The 16827-nt window shown below is 52.2% G+C and carries 17 protein-coding genes; 12 read left to right on the forward strand and 5 right to left on the reverse strand.

Going from position 1 to position 16827, the window contains the following annotated elements; translation table 11 throughout:
• Window positions 1-3: 3 nt before the first annotated feature.
• From GBK04_RS19655 to GBK04_RS19685, 7 genes are all read left to right on the forward strand, one after another.
• On the forward strand, window positions 4-1212 hold the full coding sequence (locus GBK04_RS19655; RefSeq protein WP_152762613.1) for an exo-beta-N-acetylmuramidase NamZ family protein: 1209 nt from the start codon (window positions 4-6) through the stop codon (window positions 1210-1212).
• A 115-nt stretch (window positions 1213-1327) separates the two neighbouring features.
• On the forward strand, window positions 1328-2050 hold the full coding sequence (locus tag GBK04_RS19660; protein ID WP_152762615.1) for a 6-phosphogluconolactonase: 723 nt from the start codon (window positions 1328-1330) through the stop codon (window positions 2048-2050).
• A gap of 158 nt (window positions 2051-2208) precedes the next feature.
• Window positions 2209-2436, forward strand: coding sequence for a hypothetical protein (locus GBK04_RS19665; protein ID WP_152762616.1), 228 nt, complete (start codon window positions 2209-2211; stop codon window positions 2434-2436).
• On the forward strand, window positions 2421-2813 hold the full coding sequence (locus GBK04_RS19670) for a type II toxin-antitoxin system VapC family toxin (protein ID WP_152762618.1): 393 nt from the start codon (window positions 2421-2423) through the stop codon (window positions 2811-2813). Before GBK04_RS19665 ends, GBK04_RS19670 begins: the two co-directional genes overlap by 16 nt.
• Window positions 2814-2938: 125 nt before the next feature.
• A complete protein-coding gene (locus GBK04_RS19675) occupies window positions 2939-3478 on the forward strand; it encodes a dihydrofolate reductase family protein (RefSeq protein ID WP_152762620.1) in 540 nt (179 codons plus the stop codon).
• 63 nt (window positions 3479-3541) lie between these two features.
• Window positions 3542-3958, forward strand: a complete 417-nt coding sequence (locus GBK04_RS19680; protein WP_152762622.1) for a hypothetical protein — start codon at window positions 3542-3544, stop codon at window positions 3956-3958.
• A gap of 14 nt (window positions 3959-3972) precedes the next feature.
• Window positions 3973-4368 carry a DoxX family protein gene (locus GBK04_RS19685; protein WP_152762625.1) on the forward strand — a complete coding sequence of 132 codons (396 nt, stop codon included), beginning with the start codon at window positions 3973-3975 and terminating at the stop codon, window positions 4366-4368.
• A gap of 59 nt (window positions 4369-4427) precedes the next feature.
• Here the strand turns inward: GBK04_RS19685 and GBK04_RS19690 are convergent, their stop codons facing one another.
• Window positions 4428-5762, reverse strand: a complete 1335-nt coding sequence (locus GBK04_RS19690; protein ID WP_152762627.1) for a carbohydrate porin — start codon at window positions 5760-5762, stop codon at window positions 4428-4430.
• A 441-nt stretch (window positions 5763-6203) separates the two neighbouring features.
• On the opposite strand from GBK04_RS19690, the gene GBK04_RS19695 reads away from it, so the two are divergent.
• The 3 genes from GBK04_RS19695 (at window position 6204) to nadE (ending at window position 9111) form a co-directional block, all read left to right on the forward strand.
• Entirely contained in the window at window positions 6204-6566 is a 363-nt protein-coding gene (locus GBK04_RS19695; RefSeq protein WP_152762629.1) for a hypothetical protein, read from the forward strand.
• 13 nt (window positions 6567-6579) lie between these two features.
• Entirely contained in the window at window positions 6580-6996 is a 417-nt protein-coding gene (locus tag GBK04_RS19700; protein WP_152762631.1) for an EVE domain-containing protein, read from the forward strand.
• An 84-nt stretch (window positions 6997-7080) separates the two neighbouring features.
• Window positions 7081-9111 carry an NAD(+) synthase gene (nadE, locus tag GBK04_RS19705; protein ID WP_152762633.1) on the forward strand — a complete coding sequence of 677 codons (2031 nt, stop codon included), beginning with the start codon at window positions 7081-7083 and terminating at the stop codon, window positions 9109-9111.
• 125 nt (window positions 9112-9236) lie between these two features.
• On the opposite strand, the gene GBK04_RS19710 is transcribed toward nadE, so the two are convergent.
• The gene (locus GBK04_RS19710; protein ID WP_373331150.1) at window positions 9237-10421 is read right to left on the reverse strand and encodes a sialidase family protein; all 1185 of its coding nucleotides are present in this window, start codon (window positions 10419-10421) and stop codon (window positions 9237-9239) included.
• 139 nt (window positions 10422-10560) lie between these two features.
• Between GBK04_RS19710 and GBK04_RS19715 the strand changes: the two genes are divergently transcribed.
• The gene (locus GBK04_RS19715; RefSeq protein ID WP_152762635.1) at window positions 10561-12342 is read left to right on the forward strand and encodes a CotH kinase family protein; all 1782 of its coding nucleotides are present in this window, start codon (window positions 10561-10563) and stop codon (window positions 12340-12342) included.
• Window positions 12343-12348: 6 nt separating this feature from the next.
• Here the strand turns inward: GBK04_RS19715 and GBK04_RS19720 are convergent, their stop codons facing one another.
• From GBK04_RS19720 to GBK04_RS19730, 3 genes are read right to left on the reverse strand one after another with little or no spacing between them, the layout of a single operon-like run.
• Window positions 12349-14166 (reverse strand): STN and carboxypeptidase regulatory-like domain-containing protein, encoded by a 1818-nt coding sequence (locus GBK04_RS19720; protein WP_152762637.1) that lies wholly within the window; start codon window positions 14164-14166, stop codon window positions 12349-12351.
• Between the two features lie 34 nt (window positions 14167-14200).
• Window positions 14201-15232 (reverse strand): FecR family protein, encoded by a 1032-nt coding sequence (locus tag GBK04_RS19725; RefSeq protein WP_152762639.1) that lies wholly within the window; start codon window positions 15230-15232, stop codon window positions 14201-14203.
• Window positions 15233-15249: 17 nt separating this feature from the next.
• The gene (locus GBK04_RS19730; RefSeq protein WP_373331151.1) at window positions 15250-15825 is read right to left on the reverse strand and encodes an RNA polymerase sigma-70 factor; all 576 of its coding nucleotides are present in this window, start codon (window positions 15823-15825) and stop codon (window positions 15250-15252) included.
• Between the two features lie 261 nt (window positions 15826-16086).
• Between GBK04_RS19730 and GBK04_RS19735 the strand changes: the two genes are divergently transcribed.
• Complete coding sequence (locus GBK04_RS19735; RefSeq protein ID WP_152762641.1) at window positions 16087-16827, forward strand: head GIN domain-containing protein; 741 nt, start codon at window positions 16087-16089, stop codon at window positions 16825-16827.

Here is a 16827-nt window from a genome sequence, read left to right on the forward strand (position 1 = left end):
CCCATGACCCACCTTCTTTCGGTTCTGATGTTGTTGGTGCTGAGTTCCTGCGGAACAACCCCGCCCGCTGGTACCGCAAAAACGACACTTCCGAATACTGCACCCGGCCCAACCAATGAACTGGCATTAGGCATCGACCGCACCGCTGAGTACCTGCCGCTGCTCGCGGGTAAGCGCGTGGGGCTGGTCGTGAATCATACGACTTTGTTTTCTAATGGTACCCATCTGGCCGACAGCCTGCAGGCGCTGGGCGTGAAAGTCCAGACCATTTTTGCGCCCGAGCATGGCTTCCGGGGCGTGGCCGATGCCGGAGCTGCGATCAAGGATGGTAAGGATGCCAAGACGGGTCTGCCGATTGTGTCGCTGTATGGCAAGAACAAAAAACCTTCGCCTGAGCAACTGCGGGAAATCGACGTCATGATTTTCGATATTCAGGATGTAGGCGTGCGCTACTATACCTACCCCAGCACCATGCACTATGTGATGGAAGCCTGCGCCGAAAATGGCAAGGAATGCATCGTACTGGATAGGCCCAATCCCAACGGTAATTACGTAGATGGACCGGTGCTGGACCCGAAGTTCAAGTCGTTCGTGGGGATGAATCCGGTACCCGTTGTCCACGGTCTAACCTCCGCCGAACTGGCGCTGATGATCAACGGCGAGGGTTGGCTGGAAGGCAAAAAGCACTGCGACCTCACGGTGGTGCCTTGTACGGGCTATAATCACCGCCAGGTGTATGAGCTTCCCGTGCGGCCTTCACCCAACCTGCCGAATCTGCAATCCATCCGGCTGTATCCGTCCATCTGCTTGTTTGAACCCACCATCGTGAGCGTAGGACGGGGTACCGACACGCAGTTTCAGGTCATCGGCGCGCCGAATCAAGTGTATGGTACCTACCAGTTCACGCCCACCGATCAGCCCGGCGCGCAGAATCCGCCCAACGAAGGCAAGGTTTGTTATGGCCTGGATTTGCGCGAAGTGAACACCCGGCAGGAAGGCTTTACGCTCAAATACGTACTTGATTTCTACAATAAAACCCCCGACAAAACGAAGTTTTTCACCAGCGCCGATTTCTTCGACAAACTCGCGGGTACCGATATGATCCGCAAGATGATGATCGCCGGAAACTCAGAAGCCGAAATCCGCGCCGCCTTCACCCCGGCGCTGGAAGCCTACAAGGAAATACGCCAGAAGTATATGTTGTATGAATAGCTGTTGGCCGGGCGGCGTTCCGCTGATCACTTTTTGCTTCTTGCAATCCAGAGAATAGAATAAACTCACTTAAATGGCCATTAGCCAATAGCTATGTGCCACAAGCTACCAACCCATGATCAAAATTTATAAAGACTACGAAACGCTGTCTGAAGCCGCTGCTGAATACGTGGTAAAACTACTGGCCGATAAACCCGACGCCGTGCTATGCCTGCCTTCGGGCAGTACCCCGCTGGGCATGTTCAAGATCCTGGCCGAAAAGAGTAAGGCCGGTGAAGTGGATTTTTCAAAATGTACCTTCGTCGGGCTGGATGAGTGGGTAGGCATGGGCCCCGATGACGAAGGCAGTTGCCGCTATTGGATCGACCGCGATTTCCTGCATCCCATCGGTTTCCGGGTCGATCAGATCGTCTACTTCGATGCCAAAAGCGACGATTTGCCAGGGCAATGTGAACGAGTCAATCAAAAAGTAGCCGAACTCGGCGGCCTGGATCTGATGGTACTGGGGGTAGGTATGAATGGCCACCTGGCCCTCAACGAGCCGGGTACCTCATTTGATAGCTACGCTCACCTAAGCACGCTGGACCCGATCACCGCCGAGGTAGGGCAGAAGTACTTCACCAAAGATACGCCCCTCACCGAAGGCATCACCCTGGGCCTGCGCCACGCCCGCGAGGCCAAACAACTGATTGTGATAGCCAGCGGCCAACTCAAAGCCGATGTGATGAAGCGGGCACTGGAAGGTGAGGTATCGGAAGATTTTCCGGTGAGTCTGGTGCAGCAAGTAGAGGGTGCTGTTGTGATGCTGGATAAGGCGGCGGCCCGGAGGTTGAAGTAGGGGAGGTTTTCCAATTGCGAACTCACTGCATTCGCAATTGCCTGAACCCAATGCATATCAAATGAAGCCTCTCATCCTTGGTCTAAGCCCCCTCAGACCTACTCCGCTTTAAAAGTTTTTAAAAATGAATTTGTTGTACATCCAGAATACTGAAAACGATGCAAGTACAAGTGAATATAGAATTCGATCAATTAGTTCAAGCTGTGAAATCTTTACCGCCGAACCAATTAAAACAGCTTTTGTCAAAGATTGAGAATCAAGCTGAAAAGTCCTTGCCAGAAATGGATTTAGAGGATTTACTCTTGAAGGGACCCGTCGCAACAGAAAAGCAAATGGCTGTCATTGAGAACAATAGAAAAGCGATCAATCAATGGCGGAACAAGTGATATTGTTGGATACTTCTATCCTTATTGATTATTACCGCAAATCGGATAAAGCAAATTCGACTTGGGTTGCGTTGGTGCGCCAAGGGTATAAGTTTGCTATTTCAACTGTTACCAAATACGAAATTTACACAGGAGCTACCCAAAGTCAGTTAGCATTTTGGAACGACGTGCTGTTAGCCATTACAGTAATCCCCTTTGATGAGAACTGCGTTGATACTGCGGTTATTATCAATGCAGTTCTTAAGCGTAAAAGAAAACAAATTGATATTGCCGATCTCTTCATTGCTGCCACAGCAGTGTCCCATAGCATGTCTTTCGCTACGCTGAATAAGAAACATTTTGAACGTGTAAATGAATTAAGACTGGTTGAATTGTAGGGCGGTTTCTAATTTAACCCTTGGTTTGAGATAGACTTCGATCTTCCCCATTTAAAAGGTTATTTATTCCAAATTGTTGATAAAAAGTTACCTCTAGGGTACTGCTACAAACACAAAAAGAAAACATGAAACAGATAGTATACTACGTCGCCAGTTCGATCGATGGCTTTATATCCGGCCCGGATGATGATGTCAGCGGCTATGTGAGTGAGGGGAATGGAGTGGCGCAGTACCTGAGCGATCTGTCGGCTTTCGATACCGTAATCATGGGCCGGAACACGTATGAATTTGGCTATCAATACGGAATGGAACCGGGGCAGCCCTCGCCCGTGTACGGCAGTATGGAGCATTATATTTTTTCCGATAGCCTGGTATTTGAAAATCCAGACCCGAAAGTGCATGTGGTGCCGGTTCAACTGGAAGAAATCGAGAAAATTAGGGGGCAGTCGGCTACGGCGATTTATTTGTGCGGCGGCGGGCAGTTGGCAGGTTGGCTTTTGGATAATAAGAAAATCGACATCCTGAAAATCAAACTCAGTCCTCTGATACTAGGTCGGGGCGTCAGGATTTTTGGCAACTCAAATCGGAATTTTAAAACCGAACTGCTGGATACGCAATTGTACGATGGAGGTTTACAGATCATTACGTATAAAATTATTTATTAAGGTAGCCAACCTAATCATTGGTTTAAGTTCCCCATACCTAAGTAGAAAATCCAACACCTAGCCATGCCAACTCCCACATCCACAAAAATGGGAATAAAACCGGGAATACGGACCACCTTCGTAAATGCTCCAGCCGATGCCATCCAAGCTATGGATTTGCCCGAACTGGAAGTCAAAGAAAGCTTGAAAGGTGAGTTTGACTACATGCATTTGTTTGTAAAAAATCAGGCAGACTTCCATGAGAAATTTCCAGTGCTGAAAAATCATTTGAAAAAGACCGGCATGCTGTGGGTATCGTGGCCCAAGGCCCGGCAACTCGGTACAGACCTTACCTTGCCCATCGTCATCAAAATCGGCTATGACTATGGTCTTGTAGAAAGCAAATGTCTGAGCATAAACGCTACCTGGTCGGCCTTGAAGTTCACCTACCCTGAGGAAGGCAAAACGTACGCCAACAGCTACGGGAAACTTAAAAATTAAATGAGCAAAACCCCATGAAACTATTCAACCATTTACTTCCACTTCGGCTGGCTGTGGCGGTCATTTTGGTTATGCATAGCGTGCCGGGCATGTTCAATGGCAGCGTCCGTGCGTTTGGCGAGGGGTACCTTAATCAAGTCGGTTTTGCGCCGTTCGGGGTAGCGTTGGCCTGGGCGATCAAGCTTTCACACGTAGCCAATGCGGTGTGCCTGGTACTCGGGAAGTACGTGAAATTATCGTCGGTACCTACCCTGCTGATTCTCATCGCCGGTATCGTAATGATCCATTTCCAGGAAGGTTGGTTTGTGGTAGGCGGCGGACGCAACGGCATGGAGTTTAATTTTCTGCTGATCGTCGCCCTGTTGACCGTAATGTTTTCGAAGGTACCGGAAACCGAAAATAGGTACTAGCCAATTGCCTCATGAATAGCGAACAGGAACGAATTGAAGATTCGCCCTTTAGGTACCCTTTATATCCGGGCGTGTACACGCACCGAAAGCACGTTTACAGGACCGTGGCGATCGTGGTTGTAGCCAGGATTGGTAATAAGCTGATAAGCACCACTCAGAAAAAGATGGTCGGGTGCTAGTTCAGCCCGGTAGTAGACTTCGGTCAGATGCTCCGAAGCATAATTGAGCTGACCATCGCCCAGCATGAAGCCTTGTCCACCGGCCGCCAGGTAGGCCCGGTGCGGCCTGGAAATACCCGAAGCCACGAAGGCCAGGCCCAGGTTGTCGTTTTCACGTTTCCATTGGGTACCTTTCATCACCAGTCCGGCGCTCGCCGAGTGGTCGATTTCGGTAAACACCCAGGTTTCGTTATGACCATCGTTCCAACTAGCTCTGACAAATCCGCCGAGCTGCTGGGTCAGTTCCTGCTCTAGATTAATGCCTCCCCCGTACTTAGTCCGGCCATACCGGCGGGTGTTTTCGATCACGGGCTTATCGGTGCTTAGTATGAGGCTCTCACGGTAGTTGCCCATGTTGGTGGTAGTAAAAAAGCCCAGGGCCCGTACCGATCCCGGGTGGCCCGCTAGGTCGTGGTGGTGGGTATATTCGAGGGTGTGTGAGCCGGCCTTATTGATATCCCAGTTCATCGTACTCCCATTGGCTACAAGCGGTACGAGCGAAAAGCTGTACCGGAGTTCATGGCGGGGGGAGACATACTCCGCCACCACGCTGGGGGTATAGCCGCGGGTATTGGCTGGGTAGTCCCAGCCGCCGTTGCTCATCAGGGCCCAACTCATAAACTGGGTCCGGGGGTCGTGGCTATACGAATTGACGTCAAAATAATCCGCCGCGCTGATCTTGCCAACCGTAAAGGCCAGGTACCTCTCGGGTAGCGAGCCGCCCAGTTGGTTGAAATTGCTTTCCCCGTAGGTATTCGTGCGAGACAGGGCAATGACTTGCCGGAAGAAAAGCCGCGCCACGTAGAGCTTCGGGGCAAGGGTGCCAATGCGGAAGGTTTCTCCATTGGTAGCGTCCGCCAGGCCCAGCACCTGGCTCAAGCCCGAGCCTCCCGCAATTTCGGGATCGAGCCAGACACTGGCCCCCCGCCACAGGCGGGCACCGAGAAAAAGCGTCGAGGTAATGGAGGTTTGGCTTTCTTTTTGGGTTGAAAGACTGTTTGGGCCCGAGTAGGGAGCCGTAAAGGAAGGCTTGAACTGATTGATTACGGTGGTCTGGGCATGAACCGAAAAGCGGTCGTTTCCTTTTGTCGGGCCAGTTTGGTTTTGGGCCAGGAGTACCAGCGGAGAAAAAGCCTGTACCAGCAAAAATAAGGCGGATGTTTTTAAGATTTTCATAGTAATCGACCGAATGAGTTTCCTGAAATAGCAATGAAAACGAGCGAATGGGCTGGGCGCAAAAACAACGGTGCGATCACTTTACTTCCAGATCCGGGTACAAAGTAATCCGGGAAAAAAGTCTTGTACAATGCCCGTTGTTTAGAAGCTGGGCTGTTCGATTGAAGAGTTGAAAATTTTAAAGTAAAGTGTTGATTATGAAAAACTTGACTTTGGTTAAAATTTGGTTAAAAATAACGTATAGAGGTATTGGACTATCCATGCTGTAATGAACAACGGGGCTATTGCTTCCTACCGACTCACCTTGTTTCTGCTGCTATCCTACATTGATAAATAGGGCAGTCTGTTTTAGCCTTCCCTACGATTTTTAACATCCAAATGGGGAGTCGCCGGGAATTTTTGGATATTGTACTCTGAAACAAATTCAACCACTACATTTATATGAAAAAGCGCACTTTCCTTCTACTCCTCGTGTTGACGATGGCCACAACGGTAACTTTTAGTCAAAGTAAAATTGACCTAACGGGTACCTGGCTGCTGGCCGTGGAAACCGACGCGGGCAGTGGTACCCCTACCTTCGTGCTGAAACAGGATGCCGAGGGCAAACTCACCGGGACCTACACCGGCCAGCTTGGCGAAACCGAACTGAAAGGTACCGTCGAGGGTACCGATTTTCACATCGAGTTTTCAGTGCAGGATAATCCGGTAAAGTATGACGGAAAAATTGAGAACGAGACATTGAGCGGGAAAGTAGAGCTAGGTACGATGGCCAAGGGTACCTTTACGGGTAAACGGAAAGAGTAACGAATGAACTAAAATGACCAGATACTTTTTGATCGCAGCCTCGCGGGATCATGTTTTGGGCGGGGTAAAAAATGGATTTGCGCAGGCCGGGCACGGGCGCAGGGATTATATCAGCAAGCCCGCCAAGGGAGACTGGGTCGTGTACTACTCGGCCAAAGAAAAGATTGATGAGACAACACCCTGTCAGAAGTTCACGGCTTTCGGCCAGGTAACCGACGATGAACCTTACCAACCCGATCCTAATTCAGATTTCAAGCCGTATCGGCGTGATGTGGAGTACCAGCCGGGGCAAGAGGCCGAAATACGGCCCTTGCTCGAAAAACTCAGTTTTATCAAGAATAAAAAACAGTGGGGCTTTTATCTGATGGGTGGTTTTAGGGAAATCCCGAAAGAAGATTTTGAGGTGATCATAGATGCCATGACCAACTAGCGTTACGGGTTCCGCCTCAACCAATCGTAGCCTTTTTGCTGTTATAGCAGAGACGAGTCAAAAACACGAATTTAAGCCTGATTTATGCCCCTGATCAAAGTTGCGGCCGGAGTACTGAACCAAACTCCCATGGCCTGGGAATCCAATACCAAAAACATCATCGATGCCATTGAGGAGGCGCGCCGACAAAAAGTGAGTCTGCTGTGTCTGCCCGAATTGTGCATTACGGGCTACGGCTGCGAGGATTACTTTTTTGCCTACGATCTGGAAGAGCAAGCTAAAAAATGCCTGCTGGAAATCGTGGAGCATACCGAGGACATGATCGTGGGACTCGGACTTCCGTTGCGGCATAACAACCGTCTCTACGATGTGGCCTGCCTGGTGGCCAACAAGCGCATTCTGGGTTTTTACTGCAAGCAGAACCTGGCCAACAATGGCATTCATTACGAAACCCGCTGGTTTCATAAGTGGCCCCCGGGCATCGTGGAAAGTACCACCCTCGACCACATGACCTACCCGATCGGCGATGTGATTTTCGATGTATCGGGCGTGCGCATTGCTTTTGAAATTTGTGAGGATGCCTGGGTGGCACACCGTCCGGGGCGGCGGCACTACGAGCGTGGCGTGGATATTATGCTCAATCCCAGTGCGAGTCATTTTGCCTTCTTCAAGTTCGTAACCCGCGAACGGTTTGTGATCGACGCCTCGCGCTCGTTCGGATGCAGCTACATCTACACCAACATGCTAGGCAACGAAGCCGGGCGGGCCATCTACGATGGTGACGCCATGATTGCCTCCAACGGTGAATTTTTGAAATCGAGCAACCGGTTCAGCTACGAAGATTTCCTGATTACTACGGCCGTAGTCGATACAGAATATACGCGGCTCAGTCAGGTACAGAATATTGCCGATTTGCCCAAAGATAAATCGTGGAAGGTACCCGGTACCTTTGACTTCCCGGACATCGAACCCGTGCCCCTGCAGGTCGCCGATCTGGAAGCTTTTGAAGGCGGCGGGGCATTGAAAGAAGAAGAATTCGCCCGGTCGGTTTGCCTGGCGTTGTTCGACTATCTGCGCAAGAGCCGCTCGCAGGGCTTCACCGTGTCGCTATCGGGCGGCGCCGATTCGTCGGCTTGCGTGGCGTTGTGCGGACTGATGGTACGGCTGGCGGAGGAAAGCATCGGGCTGGACCGCTTCAAACAGAAACTCAGCCATATCGCCAAAATTCAACAGCCCGAGACCGTGGATGATATTGCGAAAGAACTCATCCACACGATCTACCAGGGTACCGAAAACAGCTCGGACGACACGCTCGAATCGGCCCGTTCGCTGGCCGAGTCCATCGGGGCTACTTTTTATATTATCAATATCAACGGTCTGGTCGAAACCTACACGGGCTTGATTGAAGAGCAAATTGGCCGCGAACTGACCTGGGCGCAGGACGACATCGCCCTGCAAAACATTCAGGCACGGGTACGTGCCCCAGGTGTGTGGCTGCTCACCAACCTGACCAATCATCTGCTGCTGTCCACGTCCAACCGCTCCGAAGTGGCCGTGGGCTACGCTACCATGGACGGCGACACGGCGGGGAGTATCAGCCCCATTGCCGGCATCGATAAGCATTACTTGCGGCAATGGCTGCTGTGGCTCGAAAAGGTAGGGTGCCATGTACAGGGCAAGCACATCAAAGTCGAGGGTTTGAAGAAAGTAAACAGCCTGCAACCCACCGCCGAACTTCGTCCCGCCGACCGCAAGCAAACCGATGAGGACGACCTGATGCCCTACGAATTCCTGGACGCGCTGGAAGAGAGTGCCATCCGCGACAAAAAGCCGCCCGTAGCGTGTTACCGCATTGCGCTGGTTGTTTTTAAAGACCGCTATACGCCTACCCAAATGCTGGCCTGGACCGAGCGGTTTTTTAAACTATGGAGCCGTAATCAGTGGAAACGCGAGCGGTATGCGCCCTCTTTCCACCTCGACGACCTTAACCTCGATCCCCGTACCTGGTGCCGCTTCCCGATCCTGTCGGGCGGATTCGAGCGGGAATTGGCGGAGTTGCGTGCCTACGCGGCAGAAGAGAAAGCCGCCAGTCGGGGGCGACGGATCGGGTTTTAGTAGTAGAGCTGTTAGCCGTCATCTTGTAGCCAATGGCTTTCTTAAGAAATTCCAGGGAATGAAAAAGCGGGAAGTATGCAAAAGCTATCCTAAAGCCATAAGCTAACAGCCATTCGCTATTGAATCTACTGTTTCCGAAAATTCTTGATTTTGTGAAACGTCAGAAAGTTGGCGTCATGGGCTCTGAATGCCCCGCCGATTCCATCGTCGTAGGCCGTTCTTGATAGGAATAAAATGTCTTTACCAGCAAACAGCCAGTCTATATACTGAAATCCATGTTTGGTGATATCCGGGTGTTCCAGCAAGATTTTGTGAAAATTCCAGGTTTTCAAATCCGGTGAGCTGAACAAAGCCAGCGTGTTGCGCAGGCTGGCCGGATTTTTTCCCTGATTGGCCCCCTTTACATCGTCGGGAATGTAGTTGCTAAGCGTCCAGTATTGTTTGGTCTTGGGATCAAAGCGGATGGTGAATTTCTTGCTGCCGCCCGGAAAACTCCTGAAATCGGCGTTACGATCAAAGGTAGCCGTTTTGCCATCAGCACTTATTTTAACAAACGCCGCTTTTTCATCCAGGGTACTCCGATCGTCCACGCGCAGCACATCCCACAGGGTACCCTCCGGCCCCAGTACGGCGTTGCCTTCCAGCCAACCCCCAAAATGTCCGTCAAGGTAAGTTGAATCATACCGCATAATGTTTGAGGATGTCCAGTTGGAAGCGATCATCGGATCGGCGTCCAGCGGGATACTCATCATAAAGGCGCTGTATCGCTTGCCCCATACTTTGGGCGGCCCGGCGGCGTCTTCCATCGCCCGCCACAGCCGGCCGTCGTGCACCAAAAAAGGTACGGGTGCGCAGTGGTACTCCCCGGCTTTGAGCAAACCATGTTCGGCATCGGTAGGATTCGTCCAGGTACCTCCGCCATCGGTGGATTTTCGAATAATCGTATTGCCGTGGTGGCGATTGGTGCCGAAAAGGTACAGGGTACCCTGGTGTACCAACAGCTTAGACCAAAACTGCCCGTCGATCTCACTGACCTGCCGCCAGGATTTGCCTTTGTCTGAGGATCGGTAAATCCGCGAAATGGCGCTGGTGTGCTCGGTGGATTTAGGACCAAAAAAATCATGTGAAGCCACAAAGTCGCCGTTGGGCAGTATGGCCAGGCTGGGCGAGCCGATGTACTGCTCCGAAGCAGCCGGGCTGTAGGCCACCACCACGCCGGGTACTAAGGCGAGGTTGGGGGTTTGGGCAAACAGAATCTGAGTGCACGAACCCAGTGAAAGTACCAGGAGCAGACGATAGAAAGAGAACATCAAAAGGGGCATTGAGCTAGGAACGAGAGGGTACATTCTGAAATAAGAAATTTTGTGAAATTACGGCGACCGTTTGATAATATCTTTTTTATGTTTTACTGCAATATGAATATCTTTCCTCACACCATTTATCCACTTCATGAAAGCCACACTGTTCTTGTTCCTCGCAGTATGTATTGCTGCCGGAAGTACTGCTCAATCCATTCCCTCGTCCTCAAACTTACCCATTGTCATTATAAAAACCAATGGTCAGGCAATCGCAGACGAACCCAAGATCATGGCTGATATGGGGATTATCTATAACGGCCCCGGAAACAGGAATTATCTGACCGACTCTTTGAACCACTATAATGGAAAAATCGGCATCGAGTTTCGAGGGAATACTTCACAGAATTCGCCGAAGAAGCCTTACGGTCTTGAAACCAGGAAAGCCGATAGTTCCAACCTGAATGTATCATTGCTGGGAATGCCCGCCGAGAACGATTGGATTCTGTTCAATACTTACGATGACGAAACTTTTATGCGTGATGTACTTACCCACGCTCTGGCCAGAAATGCCGGTCACTACTCTCCCCGGACAGTTTTTGTGGAGCTATTCGTTTCCTCGAACGACGCTCTTGAGTACGAAGATTACAAGGGGATTTATGTACTCATGGAAAAAATCAAACAGGATAAGAACCGGGTGGATATTTCTGAACTCGAATACAAGGACAGTACCGGCAATGCCCTGACGGGAGGGTACATCGTCAAGATAGACCATCATGCCGGTACTCCCGGTCCCTACTGGGATTCTCAATATCCCAACGAATGCGGAGATTTCAGAACTGATTTTGAACTTCACGAACCTGCTGACGAGGACATACATCCCGCCCACCTGGTTTATATAAAAGAATACCTTCATCAGTTTGAGACAGCCCTGTGGGGACCGGCTTTTACAGACCCGGCGCAGGGGTACCGGGCCTATGCTGACGTCGGCAGTTTTATCGATTATTTTTTGCTATCAGAAGTGGTCCGATCGACGGATGCCTATAGCTACAGTACCTATATGTACAAAAATCGCGATAGTAAGGGTGGCAAGTTAGTCATGGGCCCCATGTGGGATTACAATGCCTCCATGGGAAACACACCGTATAATTTCTGTGCCGCCAATGACACGACGGGCTGGCAGTATCAGAGCCAGCGACTGTGCCGGGTAGACCGGAAGCAGCCGTTCTGGTGGAAACGGCTGCTGGACGATCCCGCGTACGTTGAGCAACTTAAGGTACGCTGGGCTACACTCCGGAACGGAGTGCTGGATCTTGGCAATATTAGGACGATGATCCAGCAGAACCGCGACCTTGTTTCCGAGGCGCAGCCGCGTGATTATGAGCGTTGGAATGTAGTGGGAGAGCGCGGGGCTTTTGACGAGGAAATGGATTTTCTGGAAGATTGGCTCGATAAGCGTCTGAGATGGATGGATCGTAATGTACCCCTACTTGGCAATTTTATCCATCGCCCGGCTACGGTCGTGCCCATTACCTGCGAGCAAGCGGTACCTCTGGCCACGTACACAGGTCAACAACTTACCTATCAGTGGAATCTAAATAACACACCCCTGCCCGGCGCTACGGAGAGTAGCATCTCGGCTACCCTGCCCGGTACCTATTCGGTGGAGGTGACGCTGGCGGAGAACTGCTACACCGAAACACGAACGACTCCCGCCCTTAGCCGCGAGGTGATCAGCCAGCAGCATGGCGAATGGCATGCCTCCGGTACCTGGTCTTGCGGCACTATTCCCACTTCGCTGGATGAGGTGGTGATTGCCGCCGACCATGTGATCGTTATTCCCGACGAGACGACAGCCAAAGCGTTGAAAATTAGGCTGGAAACAAACGCCCAAATCACGCAGGGCCTGAATGCAAGTCTTATTCTTGGAAATTAGTCAGCGTCAATTCACCCGATTGCAGAGCCGTAACCCCGCCTGGAAGCCAATCCAGGCGTAGGTATTGCGCCCGGTATCGGATCTGCTGCTGGTAAGCCGGGTACCCAAGCTGCCACGGTTTTCCTGTACAAGTCCGTCGTAGGGTGATAAAAGCAGATTGAACGTCGGGCCGACTGAGAGCGCCAGCCTTGGGCTGATTTTTTTCTCCAGAGAAATGGTAAGCCGCATGTGACTGACGCGGGGCTGTTTCAGAAACCTCCGCTCCACGGCCACCCGACTGGCTACGTAGTCGGCATTCAATAGCCAATTCCAGGCCGGATTTCCCAGGTACCAGGCAGTACCGACGCCATACCCGATGCTGCCGATGGGCTTGTGGGGAACAAAACCACTGGTACCCAACTTGAAGATATTGTAAAACTTCCGCACCCCCGTCTTGAATGTGACATTGCCATAATTCAGTTCGTCGGTCGTAAACGCCAGTCTCCGGTAGCCGTTGAGTCGCACGAAACTGAAATAGCCAAAGGGCGTAGTAGCTGATGAATCGGCGTAGTTGACGAAACCAACCTGATGGCCGCGGTGCACGGTGCGGGCCACATTGAGGCCGCTAGCCAACTGCCAGCCGTAGAGGTCACGGCCTGTGACATTGATACCCCCCATTTGCAGGCCCCGAAAATCTTCGGCAGTAAGATTGACAATGCCGGATGCCTGTATGCCCTCGACGCTGCCAATGACCATATTGGCCACGCCCGCCACCTGAACGCCATTCACCTGCCTGCCCACCAGATTGGCGAGGCCCGCGGCTTGCAGCCCTTTCACATCCCAGCGCACTACGTTGAAGCCCAGCCCCAGCTCGAGCAGATTGACACCCAGCGAGTACCCTGCCAGCAGATTGACCGAAACATCATTGATCACGTTGCCGCTCAACTGCTGGTTGGTACCGATAAACGGCATGAGGGAGGCCTGGAAAGGACGGTAGAGCGTGTCCTCGATATTCTCGGTATGAATAGCCTGTTTGGCCGTGGAGAGCGCATACACCAGCCCGTCGCGGATCGTCAGCAGCGATTCCTTGAGGGGTACCTTCTCTTTCTCTTTTTTATGAATAGGAATGAGGGTATCGGGACTCGGCGGCTCGCTATACACGATTACCGGAATTTCGATCCGGGGGGGTACCCTGGCACTAGAATCAGGGCGGGCCACGATCCTCGGGGTAGGCGTGGCCAGAGGACGCACCGTATCGGGAGCCAGGGCAATGGTAAGGAAGTCATTGCGGCGGGCGGCCACCTCTACCGAACGGCCCGCATATGCTTCCTTGCGGACTTCCAGGTGCAGAGTTTCAGGCTGCGTGGGCAGGCGTATTTTATAGTACCCATACTGATTACTTACCGTAGAAACCAGCGTGACGGGTTCGTAGATACTGGCATCGGGAAGTTTGATCCCCGTGACCTGATCGACGATATACCCATTGAGATAAAAACTTTCCGTCTTTTTTTCGACCGAAACCACCGCTTTCTGCAAAATGACGTACCTACGACGCTCCTTAAAGCTGACGGTTCCGTCAAACAGACTGTTCAGGATTTCACGCACACTCCGGTTGGTTACGTCGAGCGACACCCGATTGTTGATATCGATTACATCGGGGCTGTACGAAAAGCTGAAACCGCCTTTGGCCGAAATCTGCCGCAGTACCTCATCCAATCGCTCATTTACGACGCGAAGCGTGATGCGGGTTTCCAGGATAGAAGCGGATTGCGCGCGCAGGAGGCCGGAAAGCGAAAGGCTCAGCAGGAAAAGCAGGGAATAAAAACGGATAGGGTTTGGCTTCACAATACAGCAATGATTTATGCGGTCCGTACCTACCTTACTGACAGCCCGAACCATCCAGCCAGTAGGTACCATCGCGTTGGCTGACCGTCAGATCCAGCGTTTCGGCAATCACCGCGAGTGTAGCGTCGAGCGATTCGCGTTCGTACCGGCCCGTAAGGCGGCAGCGGGCCAGTTGGGTTTTCGAAAGTCTGACGTCGGCATGAAAACCCTGGCTGAGCGACTGGACGACCTCATCGAGGTGGGTAGCTGTGAAATCAAATACCTGGGTGCGGTAGGCTATTGCGTTGAGATCTGCCGAAAGCTTCCTGAATACCGTGTCGGCTTCTACCTCTACGCCTTCACCGGGCAATAGCTCGACGGCCTTAATGGCTTTTCGTACTTCTACTTTCCCACTCCGTACTTCCACCCGCACGGTTTCGTCGTATGTTTTTACATTGAATGAGGTACCTACAACCCGGATTTCCGTTCCGTTGGCGTCGATCAGAAAGGGATGAGCGGCGTCGGGAGCTACCTCGAAAAAGGCCTCTCCCCGCAAGCTTACCCGCCGGGTAGCACCGGGCAGTCCTTCGGGGTAGGTGAGGGTCGAATGGTAGTTCAAAAAGACTTTCGTGCCGTCGGGTAGTGTTTTTTCATACGTATTTTTTTGGGTAGAAACCGTTATCTGTTGCGGAGAATCAGACTGTGTAAAATAACCGCGTAGCCACGGAATGAGCAGAAGCGCAACGGCCGCCGCCGCCCACAAAGCAGGCAGGTACCAGCGACGGACAGGCAGAGGCCGGACCGATGGCAAAGGTTGAGGAGGGCTGTTTTGCAGGGTAGGTGTGGTACCCTGCGCCTGCATTTTCGCCTGCATCAGGTGCCAGGCCGAATCAGTGTCAAATGCTGGCCCGGTTCGGTCCGCCGTCCGACTTTTTTCCCAAAGCTGCCGGTAAGCTTTGAGCTCCCGCACGTGGTCGGGCGACTCCTCCAGCCACGTTTGCACCCGCTCGATTTCCGGGCGCGTGGCCGTGCTGGCCAGGTAGCGGGCCAGCAGTTCGTCGGGTAGAGATGAAGCAGAACGGTTCAAGGTAGGGTAGATATGAGCTATGAGATATGAATGATGAGATATAAGAAGGGCAGGTAGTCGGCGAGCTCCTGCCGCATGATTCTAAGGGCTTTGCCAATCTGGTTTTCGATGGTTTTTACCGAAAGGCCCAGCTGATCGGCGATTTCCTGATACTTTAATTCCTCGAAGCGGCTCATCCGGAATACTACCTGGCATTGTTCGGGTAATTTGCTCACCGCCCGCTCAATCCGTTCTTCCAGTTCGATGGCCTGGATGCTCTCCGTGACCGAATCGTATCCATCGGCCTGAAAATAGAGCGAATGCTCCCGGTGGTTTTCCCGTACTCCGTAATGCTTGATCCGGTTCAGGCAGTGGTTGTGCACGGCCCGGTACAGATAGGCTTTCAGCGAAAGCGTTATTTCCAGATCGGCCCGTTTTTCCCAAATTGTCAAAAAAACCGTTTGAACCATTTCCTCAGCCTCGTCGCTATCCTTCAGCAGCGTGTCGGCGTAGCGGCACAGGCGTTCGTAGTAGCTACGGAATAGCTGCTCGAAGGCGGACTCCTGTCCCTGCCGAATGGCACTTACGAGATCATGGTCGGATAGCTGAACCAAGGCGTCTGCTTTTTTTTCTGGCAAAAATAAACAATCCACTGCCGGTTCGGCCTGCCGATTAGTAAGAATGGTTGCAATCAAGGGTAAACGCCTTTTTGAACAGGACAACCACGCCCGGTACCGACCCCTATGAGGCAGCGGGATAAATTTATTGAAGTTTTTCGTAGGGGAAAGACTGACCAGAGATGTCACAGACGAAAGAGTCGGATAAGTGTCCGGTTTGCCATTTACGCCCTATTTTATATAAAAAATCTAGTAGCCATGAAACAGTATTTTTCGCTTCGCCGTTTTTCCCTATTCTCAATGGCCATGTTGCTGGCGGGACTTCAGTCCTGCATTTATATCAACACCCGTGACAATGACATTCCGCCCCGGGGTGTGTCGAGCCGTACGCTAGACCTGGCCAATTTCGACCAGCTGGCCTTGGGCAGTGCGTTCACCATCCACGTTGAGCAGGGTGCTGACTTCAGCGTGAAAGCTACCGGTGAGCTCAACGACCTGGACGACCTCGAAACCAGCGTAAGCCGTTCGGGGGTACTCGAGATACGATACCGCAACACCTGGCGCACCCGCCGCGAGCGCATGGATATCGACATCGTGGTGCCCAGCCTGCGCAGCGTGGATTTCTCGGGAGCCTCCAACTCGACCGTCGAAGGATTTGAAAAGGTACCTGTCCTGGACTATCGGCTTTCGGGTGCCTCAAAATCGGTGTTTACCGGTTCGGCCGATCGCCTGATTATGGATCTTTCGGGTGCTTCCGAGCTGGATTTGCGCGGAAGCGGTGGGGTACTTGTCGGAGATTTGTCGGGTGCTTCCCAGGTATTTGCTTTCGATTATCCGGTAGCGCAGGCCGACCTGGACCTTTCGGGGGCCAGCCGGGCTCGCTTGCGGGTAGCCAATCTGCTGAAAGTGGAAGCCAGCGGGGCCAGTAGCCTGCGCTACCGGGGCGATCCCACCATCGAACAGCGCCTTTCGGGCGGAAGCAGCGTAACCCGAGAGTGA

It is taken from the genome of Salmonirosea aquatica (genome assembly GCF_009296315.1).
Taxonomy (GTDB): domain Bacteria; phylum Bacteroidota; class Bacteroidia; order Cytophagales; family Spirosomataceae; genus Salmonirosea; species Salmonirosea aquatica.